This window comes from Dokdonia sp. R78006, assembly GCF_042466145.1.
Lineage (GTDB): Bacteria > Bacteroidota > Bacteroidia > Flavobacteriales > Flavobacteriaceae > Dokdonia.
Genome location: NZ_JAXHBU010000001.1, coordinates 2,040,344 through 2,062,255, shown reverse-complemented (window position 1 = coordinate 2,062,255; position 21,912 = coordinate 2,040,344). Strand labels below are relative to the sequence as shown.

Annotated in this window: 14 protein-coding genes; 5 read left to right on the top strand and 9 right to left on the bottom strand. The window is 38.5% G+C overall.

Annotation, left to right across the window (positions count from 1 at the left end; all coding sequences use genetic code 11):
* Positions 1-81: 81 nt before the first annotated feature.
* The 3 genes from SJY37_RS09235 to SJY37_RS09225 all read left to right on the top strand — a co-directional run bounded on the left by SJY37_RS09235 (position 82) and on the right by SJY37_RS09225 (position 9,125).
* On the top strand, positions 82-6,444 hold the full coding sequence (locus SJY37_RS09235) for a choice-of-anchor D domain-containing protein (protein ID WP_298326140.1): 6,363 nt from the start codon (positions 82-84) through the stop codon (positions 6,442-6,444).
* A 176-nt stretch (positions 6,445-6,620) separates the two neighbouring features.
* Entirely contained in the window at positions 6,621-7,520 is a 900-nt protein-coding gene (locus SJY37_RS09230) for a DUF6503 family protein (RefSeq protein WP_298326143.1), read from the top strand.
* Between the two features lie 198 nt (positions 7,521-7,718).
* Positions 7,719-9,125: a glycosyltransferase family 2 protein gene (locus tag SJY37_RS09225; protein ID WP_298326146.1), complete on the top strand. Its 1,407-nt coding sequence runs from the start codon at positions 7,719-7,721 to the stop codon at positions 9,123-9,125.
* Between the two features lie 98 nt (positions 9,126-9,223).
* Here SJY37_RS09225 and ilvA read toward each other — a convergent pair whose 3' ends face one another.
* The 5 genes from ilvA to ilvD all read right to left on the bottom strand — a co-directional run bounded on the left by ilvA (position 9,224) and on the right by ilvD (position 16,295).
* Positions 9,224-10,489, bottom strand: a complete 1,266-nt coding sequence (ilvA, locus tag SJY37_RS09220; RefSeq protein ID WP_298326149.1) for a threonine ammonia-lyase — start codon at positions 10,487-10,489, stop codon at positions 9,224-9,226.
* Between the two features lie 80 nt (positions 10,490-10,569).
* Positions 10,570-12,042: a ketol-acid reductoisomerase gene (ilvC, locus tag SJY37_RS09215; protein ID WP_298326154.1), complete on the bottom strand. Its 1,473-nt coding sequence runs from the start codon at positions 12,040-12,042 to the stop codon at positions 10,570-10,572.
* An 86-nt stretch (positions 12,043-12,128) separates the two neighbouring features.
* Entirely contained in the window at positions 12,129-12,686 is a 558-nt protein-coding gene (gene ilvN, locus SJY37_RS09210; RefSeq protein WP_108878204.1) for an acetolactate synthase small subunit, read from the bottom strand.
* Between the two features lie 75 nt (positions 12,687-12,761).
* Positions 12,762-14,486, bottom strand: a complete 1,725-nt coding sequence (gene ilvB, locus SJY37_RS09205; RefSeq protein WP_298326160.1) for a biosynthetic-type acetolactate synthase large subunit — start codon at positions 14,484-14,486, stop codon at positions 12,762-12,764.
* Positions 14,487-14,615: 129 nt separating this feature from the next.
* Complete coding sequence (gene ilvD, locus SJY37_RS09200; RefSeq protein ID WP_298326163.1) at positions 14,616-16,295, bottom strand: dihydroxy-acid dehydratase; 1,680 nt, start codon at positions 16,293-16,295, stop codon at positions 14,616-14,618.
* 337 nt (positions 16,296-16,632) lie between these two features.
* Here ilvD and SJY37_RS09195 point away from each other — a divergent pair, with 337 nt between their 5' ends.
* Together SJY37_RS09195 and SJY37_RS09190 are read left to right on the top strand one after the other, a co-directional pair.
* Positions 16,633-18,006 carry an aldehyde dehydrogenase gene (locus SJY37_RS09195; RefSeq protein WP_298326165.1) on the top strand — a complete coding sequence of 458 codons (1,374 nt, stop codon included), beginning with the start codon at positions 16,633-16,635 and terminating at the stop codon, positions 18,004-18,006.
* Positions 18,007-18,161: 155 nt separating this feature from the next.
* Complete coding sequence (locus SJY37_RS09190) at positions 18,162-18,416, top strand: hypothetical protein (protein WP_298326168.1); 255 nt, start codon at positions 18,162-18,164, stop codon at positions 18,414-18,416.
* Here the strand turns inward: SJY37_RS09190 and SJY37_RS09185 are convergent.
* The 4 genes from SJY37_RS09185 to SJY37_RS09170 are packed head-to-tail and all read right to left on the bottom strand — an operon-like array spanning position 18,399 to position 21,902.
* Entirely contained in the window at positions 18,399-19,262 is an 864-nt protein-coding gene (locus tag SJY37_RS09185; protein WP_379953017.1) for a biotin-dependent carboxyltransferase family protein, read from the bottom strand. The genes SJY37_RS09190 and SJY37_RS09185 overlap by 18 nt on opposite strands.
* Positions 19,259-19,951, bottom strand: coding sequence for a 5-oxoprolinase subunit PxpB (gene pxpB, locus SJY37_RS09180; RefSeq protein WP_298326174.1), 693 nt, complete (start codon positions 19,949-19,951; stop codon positions 19,259-19,261). Before pxpB ends, SJY37_RS09185 begins: the two co-directional genes overlap by 4 nt.
* On the bottom strand, positions 19,951-20,682 hold the full coding sequence (gene pxpA, locus SJY37_RS09175; RefSeq protein ID WP_298326177.1) for a 5-oxoprolinase subunit PxpA: 732 nt from the start codon (positions 20,680-20,682) through the stop codon (positions 19,951-19,953). Before pxpA ends, pxpB begins: the two co-directional genes overlap by 1 nt.
* Positions 20,679-21,902 (bottom strand): Nramp family divalent metal transporter, encoded by a 1,224-nt coding sequence (locus SJY37_RS09170; RefSeq protein ID WP_298326182.1) that lies wholly within the window; start codon positions 21,900-21,902, stop codon positions 20,679-20,681. The genes pxpA and SJY37_RS09170 overlap by 4 nt, the downstream gene beginning before the upstream one ends.
* Positions 21,903-21,912 lie beyond the last annotated feature (10 nt).

Here is a 21,912-nt window from a genome sequence, read left to right as displayed (position 1 = left end):
TCTAGTTTTTTTCATAATTTCGTAATCCCAACTCTCTATAAAATCTAACCCAACGGTTTTTGTAGCGAAAAATTCTATTAAATGAAAAAGCTTAGCCCCTTAAAAGCAGTTAACGCGTTAGCGTTTTTTGTAATACTGCAATTCGTTACAATTCAATTCTCTAGCGCCCAATATTGTAATTCATTTGGAAATGGGACTGATGGTTTTACCGCAGTTATTACGAGGGTAGCTATTAACACCATAGACAATTCAAGTCCTGTGGAGGATAATGCTTACACTAACAATACGGCAATTTCCACAAACCTAATTCTAGGATCCAATTACAACTTCATACTAGAAGGTAATTCTGATGGAAATTTTGCATACGGAACTCGTATGTGGATTGACTGGAATCAAGACGGAACATTTAATACTACAGATGAGCAATACGAGCCTGGTACTTTAGTAAACGCCGCATCACAACCTTCATCATTATCACCCCTCGCTATAAGCGTTCCTGTTGGAGCAACGCTAGGATCCACGAGAATGAGAGTTTCTATGAGGTTTGGGGTATTCCCAGCAGCTTGCGACACCAATTTTGATGGTGAAGTTGAAGATTATACAATTAATGTGACTTCCGCTACTCCACAACCAGAAATAGCAATTTTCGGATCAGGAACAGAAATTACAGATGGAGATACAACCCCAATCGTTGGAGATGGTACGGACTTTGGAACCATCACGGCTGGCTCAATACTGAATCGCACATACACTATTACAAATACTGGTACCGCAACTCTCAACCTTTCTGGAAGTATATTAGGGGGAGCTAGTCCTACTAGTTATTCTATCACATCACCTCCACCAGCAACCATTGTTGCAGGTGCTTCGGCAAACTTTACTATTACATACAATCCTACTTTAGGAGGCGTACATAATGCTACATTCAGTGTTACAAATAATGATAGTAATGAAAACCCTTATAATTTTAGTATTACAGGAACGGCTACTGGGCCACAACCAGAAATATCGTTAAATGGTATGGGTAACATCATAAACGATGGCGATACCACAACACTAGTTAGTAATGGAACTAATTTTGGGGCCAGCCTAGTAAATGGTACTATAAGCCGAACTTATACCATTGCAAATTCTGGAAGTGCAGACCTTAACCTCACAGGTGCTTCTCCCTATGCCATAATAACTGGAAGCCCTTACTTTACAGTAACGGCAATACCTTCTAGTACAATTATACCAGGAGGTGGTTCTACTTCTTTTGAAATCACTTACAACCCACTTGTTGTTGGTGACCATACTGCTACAGTTACTATAAATAATAATGATAGTGACGAAAACCCATTTACATTTATTATTGAAGGACAGTGCACACTTATAAATGCTCCTGAGATAGATATTTTTGGAAATAGCGTAGAAATTGCAGATGGAGATACTACACCAACTACTGGAGATGATACCGATTTTAGTAACGTTTTTTTAGGATCTTCAGACACTAATGATTTTACCATTAATAATACAGGTACTGCAGATTTAGTACTCAATGGTGCCTTTGTTGAAATCGTAGGAGGCAGCCCTGATTTTGCGATTACTTCTTTACCATCTGGCACAATAGCAGCTGGTAGTTCTAGTGTTTTTCAAGTAACATACACTCCAACGGGTGTAGGTACCCATACTGAAATTGTAAGAGTAAGATCTAATGATACTAATGAAGCTACCTATGATTTTACTGTTCGAGGCTCATCTACTATTGACCCCTCACCAAGTTATACCATCCATTATAATAATTTCGATGTTAGTGCAGAAGGCTGGACTGTTTCAAACCCAGGAGGAGCTTCCATTTGGACATATGGAGCAAACACCACCGAGCCAGGAACTGATGGAAATTATTTTTACACCAACAACTATAACGACTTCGCGTCAGGCAGTGATACTTATGCTATAAGCCCTGTTATAGATCTTACTGGTTTTACAGACCTTAGATTATACATTGATGTGAGATATAACCTCAATAATGATCCAGAAGATGGAATGAATATAGAATATTCAACAGATGGAGGGACTAATTGGATGGTGTTAGGAACTTCAGGTCTAGGAGCTGATAATAAATGGTACAACGATGCTAACGTTCTGGGTCTAGGAACTAACGTAAATGGATGGAGCGGTATTAATGATAGCAATTTTAATGCTGCTAAGTCGCAGTTTATGACATCATATCTAGATTTACCAATATCTCTAACTAATAACCCTCAAGCTCGCTTTAGAGTGAGGTTTTCAGATGACGGTGATACTACAAGGGATGATGGTGCAAACTTTGACAATTTTATAATTGTTGGAAATCCACAGATACCATTTGGAAATCCACCATCTGGCCCGGCAGATGTAACTTCAAACTTAAAACTTTGGTTAAAAAGTAATTCTGGAATAACAGCTACAGATGGAAATCAAGTAAATGTATGGTCTGACCAAGCACAAGATAATGATGCCACTGTAAGCAGTTTTGATACACCTATATATTTCAATAATAGTATTGAAAATATAAATCATAATCCTGTTCTTAGTTTTAATGAAGCAGGCAAGACTCAGCTTAAAGGTAAAGGAGGATTCTACTCTCAAGATTATTGGGTAGTATTAAAACAAAACGGCACTATAGATGGTACAACGTCAGGCGCATTTGAAGGTATTGTAGCTGGTAGAGCATCAAATAGACAATTCTCCGAAGATGGAACTGGATTTTGGACTGGTAAAATATCTATACGCTTCTCCGGTAATGATAATATGTTGAGTCACATGATTGGTTCTACACCAGCAAGCGCTAATGCAACTACACCAAATACATATGGACGTGCTTATTCAACTAATTCAGATAGTTATACTGATGAAGTAATTATTATAAATATTAAGAGAAATTCTAGTGGGAATGGATCAGAAATTTATAAGAATGGTATCCGAGTAGATAATGTTAGTGCATTTGCATATGACCAATCTACAAACACAGTTGGTAATGTGTTACCATATGATGACATTAACAACTCTATTTATGCCTTAGGAGTAAGTTTTGCTGGCTTAAACAGAACAGATATATCCTCTTGGTTTAATGGGAAGATAACAGAATTCATTAGCTACAACGCTCCAAATTCTTTACTTAACCAAAAGAAGATACAGTCATATCTCGCTCTAAAAAATGGAGTGACACTTCATCGTACGAACAGTACTACTGCCACGAGACAAGGTGATGAAAACTATGTTGATAGCGATGGCACAACTATATGGGATACAACCATAAATAATGGATTTACATATGACATTGCTGGTATAGGTAGAGATAATGCTGCTACCTTAAATCAAAAACAATCTACCTCAAGTAATCCCGGAGCTATTGTTACTATGGGACTTTCTGAAATTTACAACACTAACTCAGAAAATATAGCGACCAATACTAATACAATTAGTAATAAAAACTTTTTAATCTGGGGAAATAACAATGGGTCTTTTGCTGCCTCAGCTCCTATACAAGTTGATTTAAGTTCAGGTGTTACCGGATTAAACACAGTGGTAGATTTTACTTCAATACAGCGCACTTGGAAAGTAGTAGAAAAAGGATCTGTTGGAGTAGTTAAAATATCAGTCCCTGAAGCATCACTTTCAGCCACAATTACACCTCCAGGAAACTTTTTAATGTTCATTTCAGATACTCCTTCATTTAGTCCAACCTCAGAGTATCGAATCATGTATCCAAGTGGAGTAAACCTTGAAACAACTTATGATTTTGATGGAGAAAAATACATCACATTCGGTTACGCTCCAGAATACATTTATGAGCGCTCGATTTCTTTCAACGGTGTGGCTGATTACATGGATGCAGATGACGTTGCAGATCTCACGGGACCTTTCACCATGTCAACTTGGGTAAAAGCTGGTGCAAATGCAAATAATCGCGACATTATTTCAAAAAGCAACATCCCATATACAGAAGGGTATGCTCTTAGACTTACAAATGCAATGGTACCTCGCATCGTATGGAAAAATGCAGCAGGAACTACTGAGGCTCTAAATGCTTCGATTGCACTTCCACAAGATGAGTGGCATCACATTGCTGTAATATATGATGGAAATAGAGCTACATTCTACATTGACGGCATAGAAGATACCTCTGCCGTACGCAATAATCCTGTAAGCTCAAACAATCACTTTCTTATTGCTGCCTCAAATCATGAAAGTCCTACAAGATTCTTTGATGGAACTATTGATGAGGTAAGGGTATGGAGTCAAGCTTTATCGCAAGAACAACTACAATTCATCATGAATCAGGAAATAGAGAAATTTACAGATGATTCTGTAAATGGTAAAATCATCCCTCAAAATATCTCTAAAAATGAAGTAGCTACCATCCCTTGGGCAGACCTAGAGATGTATTTACCTATGAGTAAGTATACATTTACTAACGTAAAAGACGAGTCTGACAATAATTATGTAGCAGCCATAAAAAATCTGCAAACTGTAGATTTCCAAACGGCTCCCCTACCTTATGTTTCTACTGCAGATGGAGTTTGGGCAAATACAAATACATGGACTAATGGGGCTACACAAGCACTACCAGGAGCACCATCACTAGTTGATGGAACGCAAACCATTGATTGGAATATTGTTCAAACAGCTCACAATGTTTCTACGGCATCAAATAACACGGTTCTAGCACTTGATGTAAATACTGCCGAGTTAACTATAGGAAATGATAGTAAGATAGAAGTGTCTCACTATTTAAAATTAGACGGCGTGATGGATCTCGTAGGAGAGTCACAATTAATTCAGACAGAAAATAGTGACTTAGCAGCTACCAGTGCAGGGAGGTTAGAAAGAGACCAACAAGGAACTTCAGATACCTATTCATATAATATCTGGTCATCACCTGTAGGACCTATTAACATAACAGATATAAACCAAGCACACACTGTTGCCTCTATCATGAATGATGGCACAGATGAAAACAATCCACAATCATTAAATTTCAGTACTGGATTTAATGGAGCAAATACTTCACCTAAGACGGTGAGTGCTTATTGGCTATTTACCTATAGAAATAACCCTGCAGACACCTACAGTGCTTATGAACAAATAGGACCTTATGGATCGTTAGAAACAGGTGACGGCTTCACTATGAAAGGACCAGGTAGTGGCGGAATCACAGATCCTCAAAACTATGTATTTATAGGTAAGCCTAACAATGGTACAGATGCAGTATCTATTGACAAATTAATAAATGCAGGTAATGACTTCATGATGGGTAACCCTTTCCCTTCTGCTCTTGATGCAAATAAATTTATTAATGATAATCCACACTTGACTGGGACATTATCATTCTGGGAGCACTGGGGTGGAGGTAATCACTTCTTAGCAGACTATGAAGCTGGATATGCACTCTATACTTTAAGTGGAGGTACACCGGCAGTAAGTCACCCTGCTCAAAATACTAGTGGTGTAGGTACTAAAACTCCTACTCAATTTGTAGCCGTAGGTCAAGGATTCTTTGTGAGAGCAGCAGCTACTGGAACTACTAATTTTAATAATACACAGCGTGTGTTTGCAAAAGAAGCATCTTCTGGTTCGTTTTTCTTTAATGGTGAAACAACACAATCAGAAAGTGCCCTTAACGCAGAGGATGATATTGTACAACATGAGGACCTAAGAGAAAAATTTAGAATAGGCTTTGACTCTCCTAGTGCGTATCACAGACAATTACTATTAACTATCGATGAGAATACGACTTTTGGATATGATAGAGCTTATGATGCCGTTATAGATAACCATCCACAAGAAGATATGATGTGGATGCTAGATGATGAGAAAGCCATAATTTTAGGAGTGCCTGCTATTGAGAATGACAGACAGTTTCCTTTACGCATCGGTTTACCTATGGATGGTGAAATCTCTATTGGCGTGGATGCTCTTGAAAATATAAATACAGAAAACACTACTGTTTATGTTTTTGACGCTTTACTAGATACCTACACAGATATCACTACAGATGAGAAATTTACCTTAACGCTAGAGGCTGGCACCTATTTAGAAAGATTTTATATCGTTTTTGAAAGAACAGCAGAAGCTGAAGACGAGACGGAGGATACCACAGAAGAAACTGATGAACAAGAACAAAATAATCAAGATGTCGAAGTGGTAGAAGTAGAAATACTTAATGAAACTGAGGAGTCAGATAACTTAAGTGTTTACTTCAACAGCCAGTCTAATAATATTGTAATTAACAAAAGAGTAGATTATGACGTTAAGTCAGTACAGCTATTCACCATGCTAGGACAACTTATTAAACAGTGGACACCAGATAGTGAAACTTCAAGAATAGAGTTGCCAGTACAAGGTGTAAGTACAGGTGCTTACATCATTAAAGTCCAGAAATTACAAACTACACATACTCAAAAATTAATTATTCACTAACATTGCCCCAAATCGCAACGTTGACAAAACCTCCTTCATTAAGGAGGTTTTTGTTTTTTATACGCTTTCGCGAAAGCGTACTACAACACTTTAAATTTTAAGAAAATACTAACATACTTCGCTGTAAGTTTGGTCAGCTTTGCATGACTTTAAATGATTAATAACCTACCATAATTATGAAATATACATTTCTTACTATAGCAGCCAGTGCACTGCTTACGATTACATCTTGCAAACAAGAAAACACAACTGATACGCCTGTACCAGAAGTAGCTACTGTAAATGAGAACCTCGCAAAGGTTGAAACTTCGTGGATCACCGAGCGTGTGGCCAAAACTGAAAAAAGACTAAATAGTACTGAGGCTGGAAAGATTGTTTGGCAATCTATGGAGGCTCATGGTGGACTGCAACGATTTTTTGAAAACGGACCACTTTCCTTTCGTTTTGATTATGTCCCATTAGATGGAAGTACTCGTCGCTATACAGATGAGACACTAGACACGTGGAATAATAAAGCAGTACACTGGAATCCAAAAGATACGACGCAGCGTTTTGGATGGGATGGAGAAAAAGCTTGGAAACAAGTAACAGACTCAACAGCATTTCCTTTTGACATGCGCTTCTGGGCACTTACTCCATATTACCTTGCAGGCTCACCTTTTATCTTAGACGGTGAAGGAGTTAACCTTGAAAAACTAGAGGATAAAAAGTTTAAGAATAAAAATTATGACGTCGTTAAAATTACCTTTAGTGAAGGTACTGGAGACGCTCCAGATGATTACTACATTATTTATGTAGGCAAAGAAGATCATAAGGTAGCTGTTGTACGTTACATCGTGTCATACCCTAAATATTTTCCTAATGGCGGCGCTGCTCCAGAAAAACTTATGGAAGTTCAAGGAACAACAATCGTAAACGGTATTGAACTCCCTACAGGTTTCCACACGCACTGGTTAACAAAAGATGAAGAAGCTGGAGAGCATATTACTAATATTACGATAGACAACATCCGCTTTAATCCAGAGGTTGAAAAAAGCTTCTTCGACATTCCTGAAGGCGCAACAATTATTGAATAATTACTTACGCTTTCGCGAAAGCGAACTTATAACTAAAGCCAACTCGTTACTGCGAGTTGGCTTTTTTCTTTAACATAAAACCAATTCATAACTGTTAAGAAAACTAACTTCTTGTTAAAGTAACCCCATCAAAAATCCAAATCACTTCCACGTCCGTAAAACTACCTCAACTTGATATAGAACCTTGATTCAAAACATATGGACACTAACAACAACCTTCCAGAAGAATTAGCATCTACTGCTACCAAGAAACATTCAATTGCAAAAAAAATAGCCGTAAACCCTTGGGGAACCACTGTCCTCATTACAACTTTCTTACTGCTGGTGATATCTGCATATATCGCATACATGCTCCGTTATGATTTTTCACAACTTGATTTTGAACGTAAAAGCACCGTGTTTGGCTATGCATTCATGACGGTTGCATCAGTTTTTCTAGCCTATAAAAGTGCCTTCTTTTTATATACTCTCTATAATTATTTCCGTTACAAACCTGTAGCGTCTGTTACAGATGCAGAGTTGCCTACAGTAACTGTGATTGTACCTGCTTATAATGAAGGAAAACAAGTATATGCAACACTGCAAAGTCTTGCTGCTAGTGATTATCCCGTAGAAAAAATCCAACTACTATCTATAGATGATGGAAGTCAAGATGACACATGGCACTGGATGCAAGTGGCTAAAAAAGAATTAGGAAACCGTGTTTCTATATGCCAACAACCTAAAAACATGGGTAAACGTCACGCATTATATCGTGGTTTTCACGAAGGAACTGGTGAAGTTTTTATCACCGTAGACAGTGATTCTATCGTTACTCCAGACACGCTTCGTAATCTAGTAAGTCCATTTGTCAATAATGAAGATTGTGGTGCCGTAGCAGGCAACATAAGAGTATTAAATAATGAGAAAGCATTATTACCAAAAATGCTTGACGTAAGTTTTGTATTAAGTTTTGAGTTTGTACGATCTGCAGAGAGTAACCTTAACTCTGTATTATGTACTCCTGGCGCACTAGCTGCCTATAGAAGAGATGCTGTTTTTGCATGTCTAGAAGAATGGATTGATCAAACCTTTATGGGAAAACCATCAGACATAGGTGAGGATCGTGCGATGACTAATATGATTCTTAGCCAAGGTAAGCACGTACTATTCCAAAAAAATGCTTACGCATATACTAATGTACCGGAAAACTATAAAGGACTTTATAAAATGTTCATTAGATGGGGACGAAGCAACGTGCGTGAGAATATTGCAATGGCAAAATATGTGTTTACAGACTTTAGAAAAGAATCAAAAGCAGGTACACGATTACTATTTATTAGTCAGTCACTAGAGATTATCATGACCTATCCTTTCCTCGCTTTTATGTTATTTTTCATAGCGACTCACCCGGTATTATTCTTAACATCTACGCTAGTAAGTATTTTGATATTATCAACGTTCCCTGCCCTATTTTATGGTAAAAAATACAATATCGCCGAGTCATTTTATGCATACTCATACAGTTTACTCTATACCTTTGGCTTGTTCTGGATCACTCCTTACGCCATCGCAACAGCAGGTAAAAGTGGGTGGTTAACACGTAGTTTACCACAAGTAGCATAACCGCTCGACATACATAAGAAAAGCTCAAATTCGTGATATGAATTTGAGCTTTTTGCTTTTATATGATTTCATACGCTTTCGCGAAAATGTGATCACACTCAAACAAGCAGTTGAAATAACTCTGGTTTATCATTGAGATACTCACCATAAAATTTACGCGCACGCATTCTATCGAGAAGCGGCTGTAAATCTTTTGAAGATTTTATTTCAAGACCTACAATTGCGGGACCTTGTTCCCTACTCGTCTTTTTTGAATATTCAAAATAGGTGATATCATCTGTAGGTCCGAGTATCTCAGCCACAAACTCTTTTAAAGCTCCCGCTCGCTGCGGAAACTTCACAATAAAATAATGCTTTAATCCTTGATGTAACAAAGCACGCTCCTTAATTTCGGCGGTACGGGTGATATCGTTATTACTTCCGCTTACGATACAAGCGATATTTTTACCTTTTATTTCTTCAGCAAATTGATCTAATACGGCGAGTGTCATTGCGCCTGCAGGCTCTGCTACTATAGCATCTCTATTATATAAATCGAGAATGGTTTGGCATATCTTACCTTCAGAAACGGTAACTACCCTATCCACAAACTGCTGAACAATTGCAAAGTTGCGATCGCCTACTCGTTGTACTGCTGCACCATCAACAAATTTATCAATCTCATCTAGCGTAGTATTTTCCTTTTGAGAGAGCGAAGTGAGCATCGCAGGAGCTCCTGCAGGTTCTACTCCTATAATCTTCGTTTTAGGTGATAGGTGATGAAAAACACTAGACAATCCAGCTATCAATCCTCCCCCACCTACTGGAACAAAAACATAATCTAGCGGCTGCTCAGACTGCGTTAAAATCTCTAAGCCTACAGTTGCCTGGCCCTCTATTATTTTTTCGTCATCAAAGGGATGTACAAACGTTTTCCCTTCTGTGGTGCACACATCACTCGCTCGTGCAAAGGCATCATCAAAGGTGTCACCTTCTAACACTACAGTAATCCACTCTCCACCAAACATTTCTACTTGCTCCACCTTTTGATTAGGTGTAGTAGAAGGCATAAATATAGTACCATGAATACTTAAACGTGAGCATGATAAAGCTACGCCCTGCGCATGATTACCAGCACTAGCACATACGATGCCTACTTCTTTTTGTTTATCTGTAAGCGTGCTTATCTTATTGTAAGCGCCTCGTATTTTGTAACTGCGAACTTGCTGTAAGTCTTCACGCTTCAAAAAAACTTCTGCATCAAACTTGGTTGAGTATGTAAAGCTGCGCATAAATGGTGTTTTTATGGCAACCTTCTTTACCCTATTTGCTGCATCAGTAATTGACTTTAACGTGGGAATAAATATTGTTGTTGCTACTGCCATTTACACATAGTATCCATACTTGTTATTTTGAAATTTATTACACCCTAACCTTTTACAGATTAATGATGCACCTCTTCTGTTTAGGCTGTTTTCACTTTCTTCATTGCAACCATAGCTCTTCGTAGTGTAGCTCCTATTTCCTCAACAGGATGATTGCGTATTGCATCATTTACAGCGATTAATTCTTGATTATCTACATCATTTTCTTTCGCGAAAGCGGAACCTATAATATTGGTATCCACAGTCTTCATAAAGTCAGTTAACAAAGGCTTACAAGCATGATCAAAAAGATAGCAACCGTACTCTGCCGTATCAGAAATGATACGATTCATCTCAAAAAGCTTCTTTCTAGCAATCGTATTTGCGATAAGTGGCGTTTCATGTAGTGACTCATAATACGCACTTTCTTCTATAATTCCTGCAGCGGTCATGGTTTCAAAAGCGAGCTCTACTCCTGCTTTCACCATGGCCACCATGAGTACTCCATGATCAAAATATTCTTGTTCCGTAATCTCTTCGGTAGTGATTTCTTGTTTTTCAAAAGCAGTTTCTCCAGTGGCAGCTCTCCATTTGTGAAGATTCTTATCATCTGCAGCCCAGTCTTCCATCATAGTTTTTGAAAAGTGACCAGAAATAATATCATCCATATGCTTTTCAAATAGCGGACGCATAATCTCTTTTAATTCCTCGGCTAGTTGGAAAGCTTTAATCTTAGACGGATTATTAAGACGATCCATCATCGTTGTAATTCCTCCGTGTTTTAAAGCTTCTGTGATGGTTTCCCAGCCATACTGGATTAATTTTCCAGCATATGCAGGATCAATCCCTTTCTCTACCATTTTATCAAAACAAAGGATTGAGCCCGTTTGTAGCACTCCACAAAGTATGGTTTGCTCACCCATAAGATCAGACTTTACTTCTGCTACAAAAGAAGACTCTAGAACACCTGCTCTGTGTCCTCCTGTCGCTGCTGCATAGGCTTTTGCCTGCGCTAGCCCCTTCCCTTCTGGATCATTATTAGGGTGTACTGCAATTAAGGTAGGTACTCCAAAACCTCTTTTATATTCTTCTCTCACCTCAGACCCTGGACACTTAGGTGCCACCATGATTACCGTAAGATCCTCACGTATTTCCATTCCCTCTTCTACAATATTAAAACCGTGAGAATAAGCAAGCGTAGCTCCCTTCTTCATTAATGGCATTACTGCTTTTACTACCGAGGTATGCTGCTTATCTGGTGTAAGATTCAACACTAAATCTGCAGTAGGAATAAGTTCTTCATACGTCCCTACTGTAAATCCATTATCTGTTGCATTCTTAAAAGACTGACGCTTTTCTGTAATTGCACCTTCACGTAATGCGTATGAAATATCACAACCGCTATCACGCATGTTAAGCCCTTGATTAAGACCTTGCGCACCGCAACCTACAATCACAATCTTCTTGCCTTCTATAGCTGCTATTCCATCTTGAAATTCGCTAGCATCCATAAAACGGCATTTCCCTAGTTGTGCCAGTTGATCTCTAAGTGGCAATGTGTTGAAGTAGTTCATTCTAATTAATTTTCGGTAAAGACGGTGGTTAGAAATACGTCTTTACAATGATTAGTTATTGTTTTTTAGACTCTGTATTTGAGGTGTTACGCTTTCGCGAAAGCGGCCTCCTGCTCATTCCTTATTTGTTGTAATAATGAAGAGATAGGCATCTCTGTCTTAGTAACTGCAATTCTACCCGAACGAGTAAACTGCATAATACCAAAGGGTTTTAACTCGCGGTGTACCAAATCAATCTCAGACCTGCGGCCTGACTTTTCTAGCACAAAGAAGTCTCTGTTTACAGTGACAATGCGCGCATGGCTATCTTTAATAATATTCTGAATTTGAGGCTCTTCAAAAAGCAACTCAGATTTGATTTTAAAAAGTGCACTTTCTGTAAAAATGGTCTCCTCATCGGTATGATAAAAAGCTTTGATAACCTCAACCTGGCGTTCTATCTGACCTTTGATTTTCTCCATTTGATGTTCTGTAATATTTACCACTAGTGTAAATTTAAAAACATCATCTATCTCACTTTCTGAGGCAGAGAGACTCTCAATATTAATCTTACGACGTTGAAATATAGCAGAGATGCGATTGAGTAACCCAATGTTATTCTCACTGTAAATTGTTACCGTATATGTTGTTATTTGCTCACTCATAGATGTTGAGTTTAAGTACTAATTATTTTATTGTAGCAAAACCTTTTAGGCTGTTCTATATAATCAATGATATTCTTATGCTAAGCGTATATCTGATACTGATGCTCCTGTAGGAATCATAGGGAATACATTGTCCTCTTTTTCTACCATTACTTCTAGAAAGAAACTATTCTTTGAAGCAATCATGCGTGTAATAGCATCTTCTAGTGTGCTTCTGTCGGTGACTTTCTGAGCTTCAATATCGTAAGCCTCTGCTATCTTACAGAAGTTGGGGTTCTTCATTTCTGTGCTAGCATAACGCTTATCAAAAAACAGTTGCTGCCACTGGCGCACCATTCCTAAAAATTCATTATTAAGCACTACAATCTTTACTGCAGCTCCGGTTTGAAAAATAGTACCCAGCTCTTGTATGGTCATCTGGTAACCACCATCACCTATAATCGCTACTACTTCGCGATCTGGCGCTCCCATCTTTGCTCCTATTGCTGCAGGAAGGGCAAAGCCCATCGTCCCTAGACCTCCAGAGGTGATGTTACTCTTAGATTTTTTGAAGTTTGCATAACGACAAGCAATCATCTGGTGTTGTCCCACATCGCTTACAATAATGGTCTCACCATTTGTTTTAGTATTGATAAGCTCGATTACCTCCCCCATGGTTAATCCTTCCTTTGTAGGGTGAATGTCGTTCTTTATTACTTTATCAAATTCTATGTTGTAATGATCTTTAAATTTTTGATGCCACGTAGTATGTTCTTTCTTTTCTATCAGCGGCAATATTCGTTCAAGCGTATCTTTAGAATTACCTAATACTGGTATGTCTGCTTTTACATTTTTATTAACCTCTGCTGGATCTATTTCAAAATGGATCACCTTAGCTTGCTTTGCATAGCTTTCAAGGTTGCCCGTCACTCGATCATCAAAACGCATCCCAATTGCAATTAATACATCACATTGGTTAGTAAGTACATTAGGCCCATAATTACCATGCATCCCCACCATACCCACATTAAGCGGATGGTCTGTAGGAATTGCAGATACTCCAAGGATTGTCCACGCAGCTGGGATTCCAGATTTTTCTACAAAGGCTTTAAAGGCCTCTTCTGCCTCACCAAGAATAACGCCTTGCCCCCATACAATCATGGGTTGTTTTGCATTATTAATAGCCTCTGCAGCTGCTTGTAATTGTTCTTCCTTTACTTCTGGTACGGGCACATAACTGCGTATGTGTTCGCATTTTTCATAAGAAAATTCAAATTCTTCAAACTGGGCATCCTTTGTTATATCAATTAATACAGGTCCTGGTCTTCCAGAACGCGCTATATAAAAAGCTTTTGCCAGTACTTCTGGTATTTCCTTAGCACTTGTAATTTGATGATTCCACTTTGTAACAGGTGTAGAAATCCCTATAATATCTGTCTCTTGAAAAGCATCACTACCTAATAGGTGTGAGCCTACTTGCCCAGTAATACAAACCATAGGTGTGCTATCTATCTGGGCATCTGCAATACCTGTTATTAGGTTTGTGGCTCCTGGTCCTGAAGTCGCAATAGCAACTCCAACTTTTCCAGTTGCCCTAGCAAACCCTTGTGCAGCATGCGTCGCACCTTGCTCATGACGTGTGAGTACGTGATGTATCTTATCTTGATGTATATGCAACTGATCGTAGAATGGCATGATCGCCCCTCCGGGATATCCATAAATTAAATCTGCTCCCTCTGCCAGTAAACAGTGAATTAATGCCTCGCTACCGCTCATCGTGGTAGTTGTCTTTGCTGGATTATGTATGGTTTTTGTCTCCATATACAGGTATTTATGTGGCATTATTTTTAAACGTGCCCTTGTTTATTATCTTCTTTAAGCTGTAAACTCTTTCAGTGTCCTTTGTACAATACAAAAGGAAAAACTCGCAGGTAATTCCTTGTTATTGTCTTAAAACTCATCAGTAACACAGCCCTCACTTGCAGAGGAAACCATTCTTGCATATTTGTAGAGCGATCCTCTTTGTACTTTAAGTGGAGGAGCAATCCAGTTTGCTTTACGGCTTGCAAGTTCTTCCTCACTTATTTCCATATTTATAGTGTTCTTTTCTGCGTCAATAACAATGATGTCTCCATCATTTATGAGCGCAATACCACCACCTGTCTGTGCTTCTGGAGTAATATGTCCCACTACAAAACCATGTGTTCCACCAGAAAATCGTCCATCTGTAATAAGTGCTACGTCTTTACCAAGTCCTGCGCCCATGATTGCTGCTGTAGGTTTCAGCATTTCTGGCATTCCTGGACCACCTTGCGGCCCTTCATATCGTATTACTACAACATCTCCTTTCTTCACCTTACCTGCACCTATCCCTGCGTTTGCCTCATACTCACCATTAAATACACGTGCGCTTCCGCGAAAATGTAATCCTTCCTTCCCAGTGATCTTTGCAACCGAACCTTCGCTTGCTATATTTCCATACAGTATACGGATGTGCCCTGTAGCTTTTATAGGATTCTCTACGGTATGAATTACATCTTGATGTGCTTTTAGATGATCTACCTCTGCTAGGTTTTCTGCAATAGTTTTACCTGTTACCGTCATGCAGTCTCCATGAAGCATCCCTTGATCGAGCATATATTTTAACACTCCAGGAACACCACCTACGTTGTGAAGGTCTTCCATTAAGTATTTTCCAGAAGGCTTTAAATCTGCTAGAAAAGGAGTCGTATCGCTTATTTTTTGAAAATCTTCTAATTTAAAATCGATTTGTGCTGCTTTCGCGATTGCAAGAAAATGCAATACTGCATTTGTAGATCCGCCTAAAACAGTTACTAATTTTACTGCGTTTTCTAATGACTTACGCGTCACAATATCTGAGGGCTTAATATCTTTTTCTATCAAGTTTCTCAAAGCAGCTCCTACTCTAGCGCATTCTGCTGTTTTATTTGGAGAAACTGCTGGGTTTGAACTAGTATATGGCAAGCTCATTCCTAAGGCTTCTATAGCAGAAGCCATTGTATTTGCAGTATACATACCGCCACATGCTCCAGCTCCTGGACACGCTTTTTTTACTACTGTCTTAAATTCTTTCTCGCTTATGGCTCCTGCTACTTTCTCTCCCCATGCTTCAAAAGCAGATACCACATCTAGCTTCTTATCTTCATGACAGCCTGGTGCGATAGTTCCTCCATAAACAAGTATGGATGGTCTATCTAAGCGTAGCTGTGCCATTAAAGCTCCAGGCATATTTTTATCACATCCCACAACTGTAATAAGCGCGTCATAAGACATTGCTTGCACCACCGTCTCCATGGAGTCGGCTATGATGTCACGAGAAGGTAGAGAGTATCGCATACCGGGAGTTCCCATCGATATACCATCACTTACACCTATTGTATTGTAAATCAAACCTACTAAATCAGATGTCTGTACACCCTTTTTAATATCGACAGCTAGCTTATTTAAATGCATATTACAGGGGTTACCTTCGTAACCCGTGCTAGCAATACCTACAAGTGGTTTTTTAAAATCTTCGTCTGTGAGGCCTATTGCGTGAAGCATAGCCTGAGCTGCTGGCTGCGTAGGGTCTTGAGTGACCGCTTTGCTGTATTTATTAAGTTCCTTCAAAAGTATAGTGTGTTTGGAATTGATAAAATTATTATTCTAATATCAACTAGGGAGTTTATAATAATAAAGCTGCCGATAACCAACTTAGCATATATACACTTAAAGCGCTGAATTACAAATACTTAATTAAATTAAAAACATACTTCTACAAGAATGTACCGACTTATTTAATAGAGAAACAGCGTTATATAATTCATACTTAACAAATTAAAAAGAACTCAATACTTCACCTTTTAAGTTAATAGCAATATCCTTAGGCAATACTTTATATTAAATCTTTCAGAAAATCACCAAGGCTCCCTTAATAAGTCCCTATTTTTGGTAAAAACACACTGCCGTGACTATTCCTCAACTACTAGAGACACAAAGAGATTATTTTGCAACTGGACAAACTAAGAGTATTGCTTTTAGAAAAGATTGTTTGGTACGCTTTCGCGAAAGCATAAAAAACCACGAGCAAGAGATTATCAATGCCCTCACTGCCGATTTTAAAAAACCAGCTTTTGAAAGTGTTGCTACAGAAGTGAGTATTGTCATGATGGAACTCAATAAAGCCATTAAAGAAATCTGGAAATGGCAGATGCCAAAAAAGGTTTCTTCCTCGCTTTTAAATTTCCCGTCCAGTGATAAAATTATATATGAACCTTATGGCACTACGCTCGTAATTTCCCCGTGGAATTACCCTTTCCAGCTTGCCGTAGGACCAATAGTGGGCGCAATAGCAGCTGGTAATACCATTGTATTAAAACCTAGCGAACTCACTCCTAAAACATCAGAACTATTAGCTAAGATCATTGCCGAAGTTTTTGAAAAAGGACACGTAGCAGTTGTCCAAGGAGCTAAGGAGGTTGCGCAAGAATTACTGGCACAACGATGGGATTATATCTTCTTTACAGGAAGTGTCCCCGTGGGGAAAATAGTTTACAAAGCAGCTGCAGAGCATCTTACTCCAGTAACTCTTGAGCTGGGAGGAAAAAGCCCTTGCATCGTTGATCAATCTGCTAAAATACAACTAGCAGCAAAGCGAATTGTGTGGGGTAAATTTGTAAATGCTGGACAGACGTGTATCGCTCCAGATTATATCCTCGCGCATACTTCTATAAAAGATAAGTTGCTCACCGCACTAGATGTGGAAATCACAAATGCTTATGGTGCAGATCCTGCAATATCTCCAGATTTTGCAAGAATCATTAGTGAGAAAAACTTTGATAGACTTTCAAGCATGCTTGAAAACGCCACGGTATTTAAAGGCGGAAATACTGATAAGGATGCACTTTACATTGCCCCTACGGTGCTTGATAATGTTACTGTAAAAGACAAAGCAATGCAGGATGAAATTTTTGGCCCAATTCTTCCTGTACTTACTTATGAAAACAAAGAGGACATCTCAAGAATTATAAATTCTATGGAGAAACCACTGAGCGCTTACGTTTTTTCTGAAAAGCGATCTTTTAAAAAATGGTTTAATAACAACTTCTCTTTTGGCGGAGGTGCTATGAATGATACGCTTGTTCATTTTGTAAATGATAAGTTACCATTTGGAGGAGTAGGTCACTCAGGAATAGGAAGCTATCATGGCAAGAAATCCTTTTACACCTTTAGTCATGCAAAGGCAATTGTAAGTCGTGGAACATGGATAGATATACCCATGCGTTATGCTCCTTACAAAGGGAAAATAGGTGTACTCAAGAAGTTTATGAACTGGTTGTAGTATTTTACCTATAACAATAAAATAAGGGCATTTACCCCTACTAAAATAATCACTTCCCTAGTACTTTTACGTATGTTCAATTTTCCCCCCACAATAATATTCTTATGGGAAGACCAACAAAAACCGAACGTTTAAAAGAAGCCAGACCAATTATTATGCAATCAACCCTAATTTTTTGCAAACTGAATTTACAAAAAATCTATGCCCGCAGTCGTCGCCTTGAACTTACTCACTGGAATGAAGATCAAGACTACGCAGATTATATCAACAACCTGTGGACAACAATGATGAAGCACGATGCTATTAAAAAAGATGCTTTAAAACTTGACGAAATGTTAGGCACAGGAGACGTGGTGCAATTACTAAGTGATATTGTCATGGAACATAGAAAATCAAGTAACGTTCAATAAAAACTGACTACCCTGCTGCATTTGCGCCAGTTTATTAAGATCACTGTCAACTACTTGTAACACTCGAGGATAACCTCCTGTAGTCTGACAGTCATTCATTAAAATAATTAATTTTCCAGAAGGTGTGAGCTGCACTGTTCCTGGTATAACGGGACTTGTATATATACTTTTTAGCGCGTTTGGTAATATCTCAACAAGTTGTATTGCCATCCTGTTCCATAGATTTGAAACCGTAAATACATGATTACTTAATTGTTGTTGCTGGTTATAAGTGAGCTTTGAAAACTCAGGACCCGTATACACATTAATAGTAGCTATAGATGAATTTATTACCCCAGATTGTGATTGCATCTTGAGATGTGCATTTTTTGACGCACCATATCTCGAGATACCTAAAGGTAGCTCCATCCCTACGGTGAGCTTTCCTTGTGGTGTGAGTGGGTAATACCAGCTTTTACTACCCAATATATTTTGAGAATCTAGTCCTCCTGCAAATGCGAGATAGCTTCTAGATCCTCCGCTTATTTTAGACATTTTTAATACTTGTTTGGCTTTCGCCAAAACAGGAATGCCTTCCATTACCTGAGCCCCATCTAGCGTAGCTCCTGCATTGCTACCAGTAATTACAAAGTAGACATCATGATTGAATACTATAGTAGGTCCCAATAAAGTACACTCTAGCATTGCTGCGTCAGGTGTATTATTGAGAATAGCATTTGCAATCATAAAAGCATGTTTATCCATAGCACCACTTTGTGGAACTCCTAGATGTGCGTAGCCTGCTCTACCATGATCTTGGACAGTTGTATAAAATCCTGGGTGCAGTATGGAAATAGAAGGTTTCATAAATTATTAGACATTGCTATCTTCTCAAAATCAGCCTCATTAATGGCATAAAATTTAATCACATCACCTGCCTTAAATAGGCTGGGTTTTGCTTTTGTAGCGTCAAATAGCGAAATAGGAGTTCTCCCAATGACATGCCAGCCACCAGGACTATCTTGAGGATAAATACCAGTTTGAGTTCCTCCAATGGCAACACTTCCCTTTGGTATTGACTGCGATGGAACAGATTTTCTATCAAGATGTAATCTAGCATCGAGATTTTCTAAATATGGGAAACCCGGAAGAAATCCTAAAAAGTAGATAGGATACTCTCTACTCGTATGAATCTCTATAATCTCAGGTATTGTGCATTTTACTTGGGATGCATATTCCTCTAGATCTGGAGCATACTTGCTACTATAACAAACAGGGATTTGATGTAGGACGCTATTATAATCATCGTTAGACACTAGAACATTAAGCGCTGCTGATACTTTATTAATTAAAGATTGTATGCGCGTATTTGCAGAAATACAATCTTTAACTAGCAACTCATTATATGTGTGCACTACCTCAGCATTAAGCAGTTTTGACAAATCTGCTTTTTTAATGAGCAACCAATTCAAAAGATCTTTAGACGGAGCACTATCTATTTGAACTAACAAAGAATAGTCTCCTAACCTACTTATATGAAAATCATACTGGCGCATCACTTTATTAAAATATTCTCTTGAGCAAAAGCCTGGTGAATTTCTTTTACAATCTGTAATGCATTTTCTGTATCGCCGTGAACGCAAAGTGTATCTACGTCAAAAGGAAGTGTAAGATTGTTTATTGTTTTTAGTTGGCGCTGCTTTACCATTCGTAATACGTGAGGTAAGATTGCGTTATGAGATGTTAATACCGCATCTGGTAAACTACGAGATACTAGTGAGTAATCATCATTATAATTTCTATCTGCAAAACCTTCTATGTTTATAGCTAGTTTTGAAACAGCTAGCGATGCGATTACAGAATTATGAGGTACATATAGTACAAGACGGTCATCTATCTCAAGTATGGTATCTATAATGAGATGAGCTATTTCTTCATTTTTGGCAGCTTCGTTATATAACGCACCATGTGGTTTTACGTGATGTACGTATTGTCCACTTTTTGCTGCTAAACTAATAAGAAGTTTAATTTGAGAAGTTATTGACTCTTTTAAAAGTTCATGAGAAATAGTCATTGCCTCACGACCAAAATTCTTGCGATCTGGGTAACTAGGATGAGCACCAATTTTCACATTAGATATTTTCGCGAAAGCGAGAACTTCCAGCATCGTTGCAATATCTCCTGCATGACCACCGCAAGCGATGTTACAAGAGCTCAAATATGGCATTAACTGAGCCTCGTTCCCTACACCTTCACCTACATCGCTGTTGAGATCTATATGCATCATAATAGTCCAAATACTTTTAAGATAGTGCGCGCACCTAGTACAAAAACGATTAACCAAATAACGATTGAAATTCCATTTTGGAGTGATGAGTTTACATAATTACCTAGTACTTCGCGTTTATTTACTATCCAGATTAAATAACCTGCAATTATGGGTAATAACACACCATTTGCTACTTGTGCAAACTGAATAATCTCTACAGGGCTGTACCCTATAGATGAAAAAATGATACCAAGTATAAGTATAGTAAGCCAGACTGCTCTAAACTTCACAGATTTAAGATCTCGTTCCCAACCTAAACAACCTTGCACAACATAAGCTGCTGCAAGAGGTGCTGTGATAGCAGAGGTTAGGCCTGCCGCTCCTAATCCTAGCCCAATAAAATACCGCGCATAATCTCCAAAAAGTGGTTCTAAACTCTGAGCAAGATCTGCTGCGTTTTTTATCTCGCTTCCTTGTATGGCTGCTGCACAAATAATGATGGCCATACTAACCAAACCTCCTAAAATTACTGCAACAATAGTGTCACGACGTGCCGCTGGTAAATCTGATTCATTACGCCACTTCTCACTAACTAATGAAGCATGTAAAAATAAATTATAAGGAACTACCGTAGTACCTACCAGTGCAACTATGGTGAGTAAGCTACCATCTGGAAAAGATGGAATAAAACTACCTTTTAAAACAGCTAGTATATCTGGCTTTGTCACAAATGCCGTCGTTACAAAAGCTATACTCATGATAATAACAAGTGTGACCAGTATGCGCTCTAGCACTTTATAATTTCCAATAAATAGGATGATGCTAGCGAGGATTCCTAGCACTAAAGACCAACTATTAATATCCAAAGTACCCAAGCTTAATGAGCTCGAAAACCCGAGTGCTTCTATACCTAGAACTCCTCCGCTTATATTACCTGCCTCATATGCTGCATTGCCTATCGCTATAGCGCTAAGCATTAAGATAACTGCAAAAGTTCGTGTAATTTTATTAGTTAATGAATCTCTTATAACGCCAGATAGCCCTTTACCAGATACAAGACCTATGCGAGCTGCCATTTCTTGTAACACTATGGTAGCTATAATGGATAATACCATAGCCCATAGGAGTGTAAATCCATAGGTAGCTCCTGTAATTGTACATACAGTGACTGTTCCCGGACCTATAAAGGCGGCAGCTACTAGTACACCAGGACCTGATAATTTGAATTTATTATTCATCTATTGCACT

Excerpts from the sequence above, each read along its gene's own strand:
- ilvC (WP_298326154.1), bottom strand. The coding sequence starts at position 12,042 with ATGAACTACTTCAACACATTGCCACTTAGAGATCAACTGGCACAACTA.
- SJY37_RS09170 (WP_298326182.1), bottom strand. The coding sequence starts at position 21,902 with ATGAATAATAAATTCAAATTATCAGGTCCTGGTGTACTAGTAGCTGCC.
- pxpA (WP_298326177.1), bottom strand. The coding sequence starts at position 20,682 with ATGATGCATATAGATCTCAACAGCGATGTAGGTGAAGGTGTAGGGAAC.
- SJY37_RS09185 (WP_379953017.1), bottom strand. The coding sequence starts at position 19,262 with ATGAAACCTTCTATTTCCATACTGCACCCAGGATTTTATACAACTGTC.
- ilvN (WP_108878204.1), bottom strand. The coding sequence starts at position 12,686 with ATGAGTGAGCAAATAACAACATATACGGTAACAATTTACAGTGAGAAT.
- ilvA (WP_298326149.1), bottom strand. The coding sequence starts at position 10,489 with ATGGCAGTAGCAACAACAATATTTATTCCCACGTTAAAGTCAATTACT.
- SJY37_RS09225 (WP_298326146.1), top strand. The coding sequence starts at position 7,719 with ATGGACACTAACAACAACCTTCCAGAAGAATTAGCATCTACTGCTACC.
- pxpB (WP_298326174.1), bottom strand. The coding sequence starts at position 19,951 with ATGCGCCAGTATGATTTTCATATAAGTAGGTTAGGAGACTATTCTTTG.
- ilvB (WP_298326160.1), bottom strand. The coding sequence starts at position 14,486 with ATGGAGACAAAAACCATACATAATCCAGCAAAGACAACTACCACGATG.
- SJY37_RS09190 (WP_298326168.1), top strand. The coding sequence starts at position 18,162 with ATGCAATCAACCCTAATTTTTTGCAAACTGAATTTACAAAAAATCTAT.
- SJY37_RS09230 (WP_298326143.1), top strand. The coding sequence starts at position 6,621 with ATGAAATATACATTTCTTACTATAGCAGCCAGTGCACTGCTTACGATT.
- SJY37_RS09235 (WP_298326140.1), top strand. The coding sequence starts at position 82 with ATGAAAAAGCTTAGCCCCTTAAAAGCAGTTAACGCGTTAGCGTTTTTT.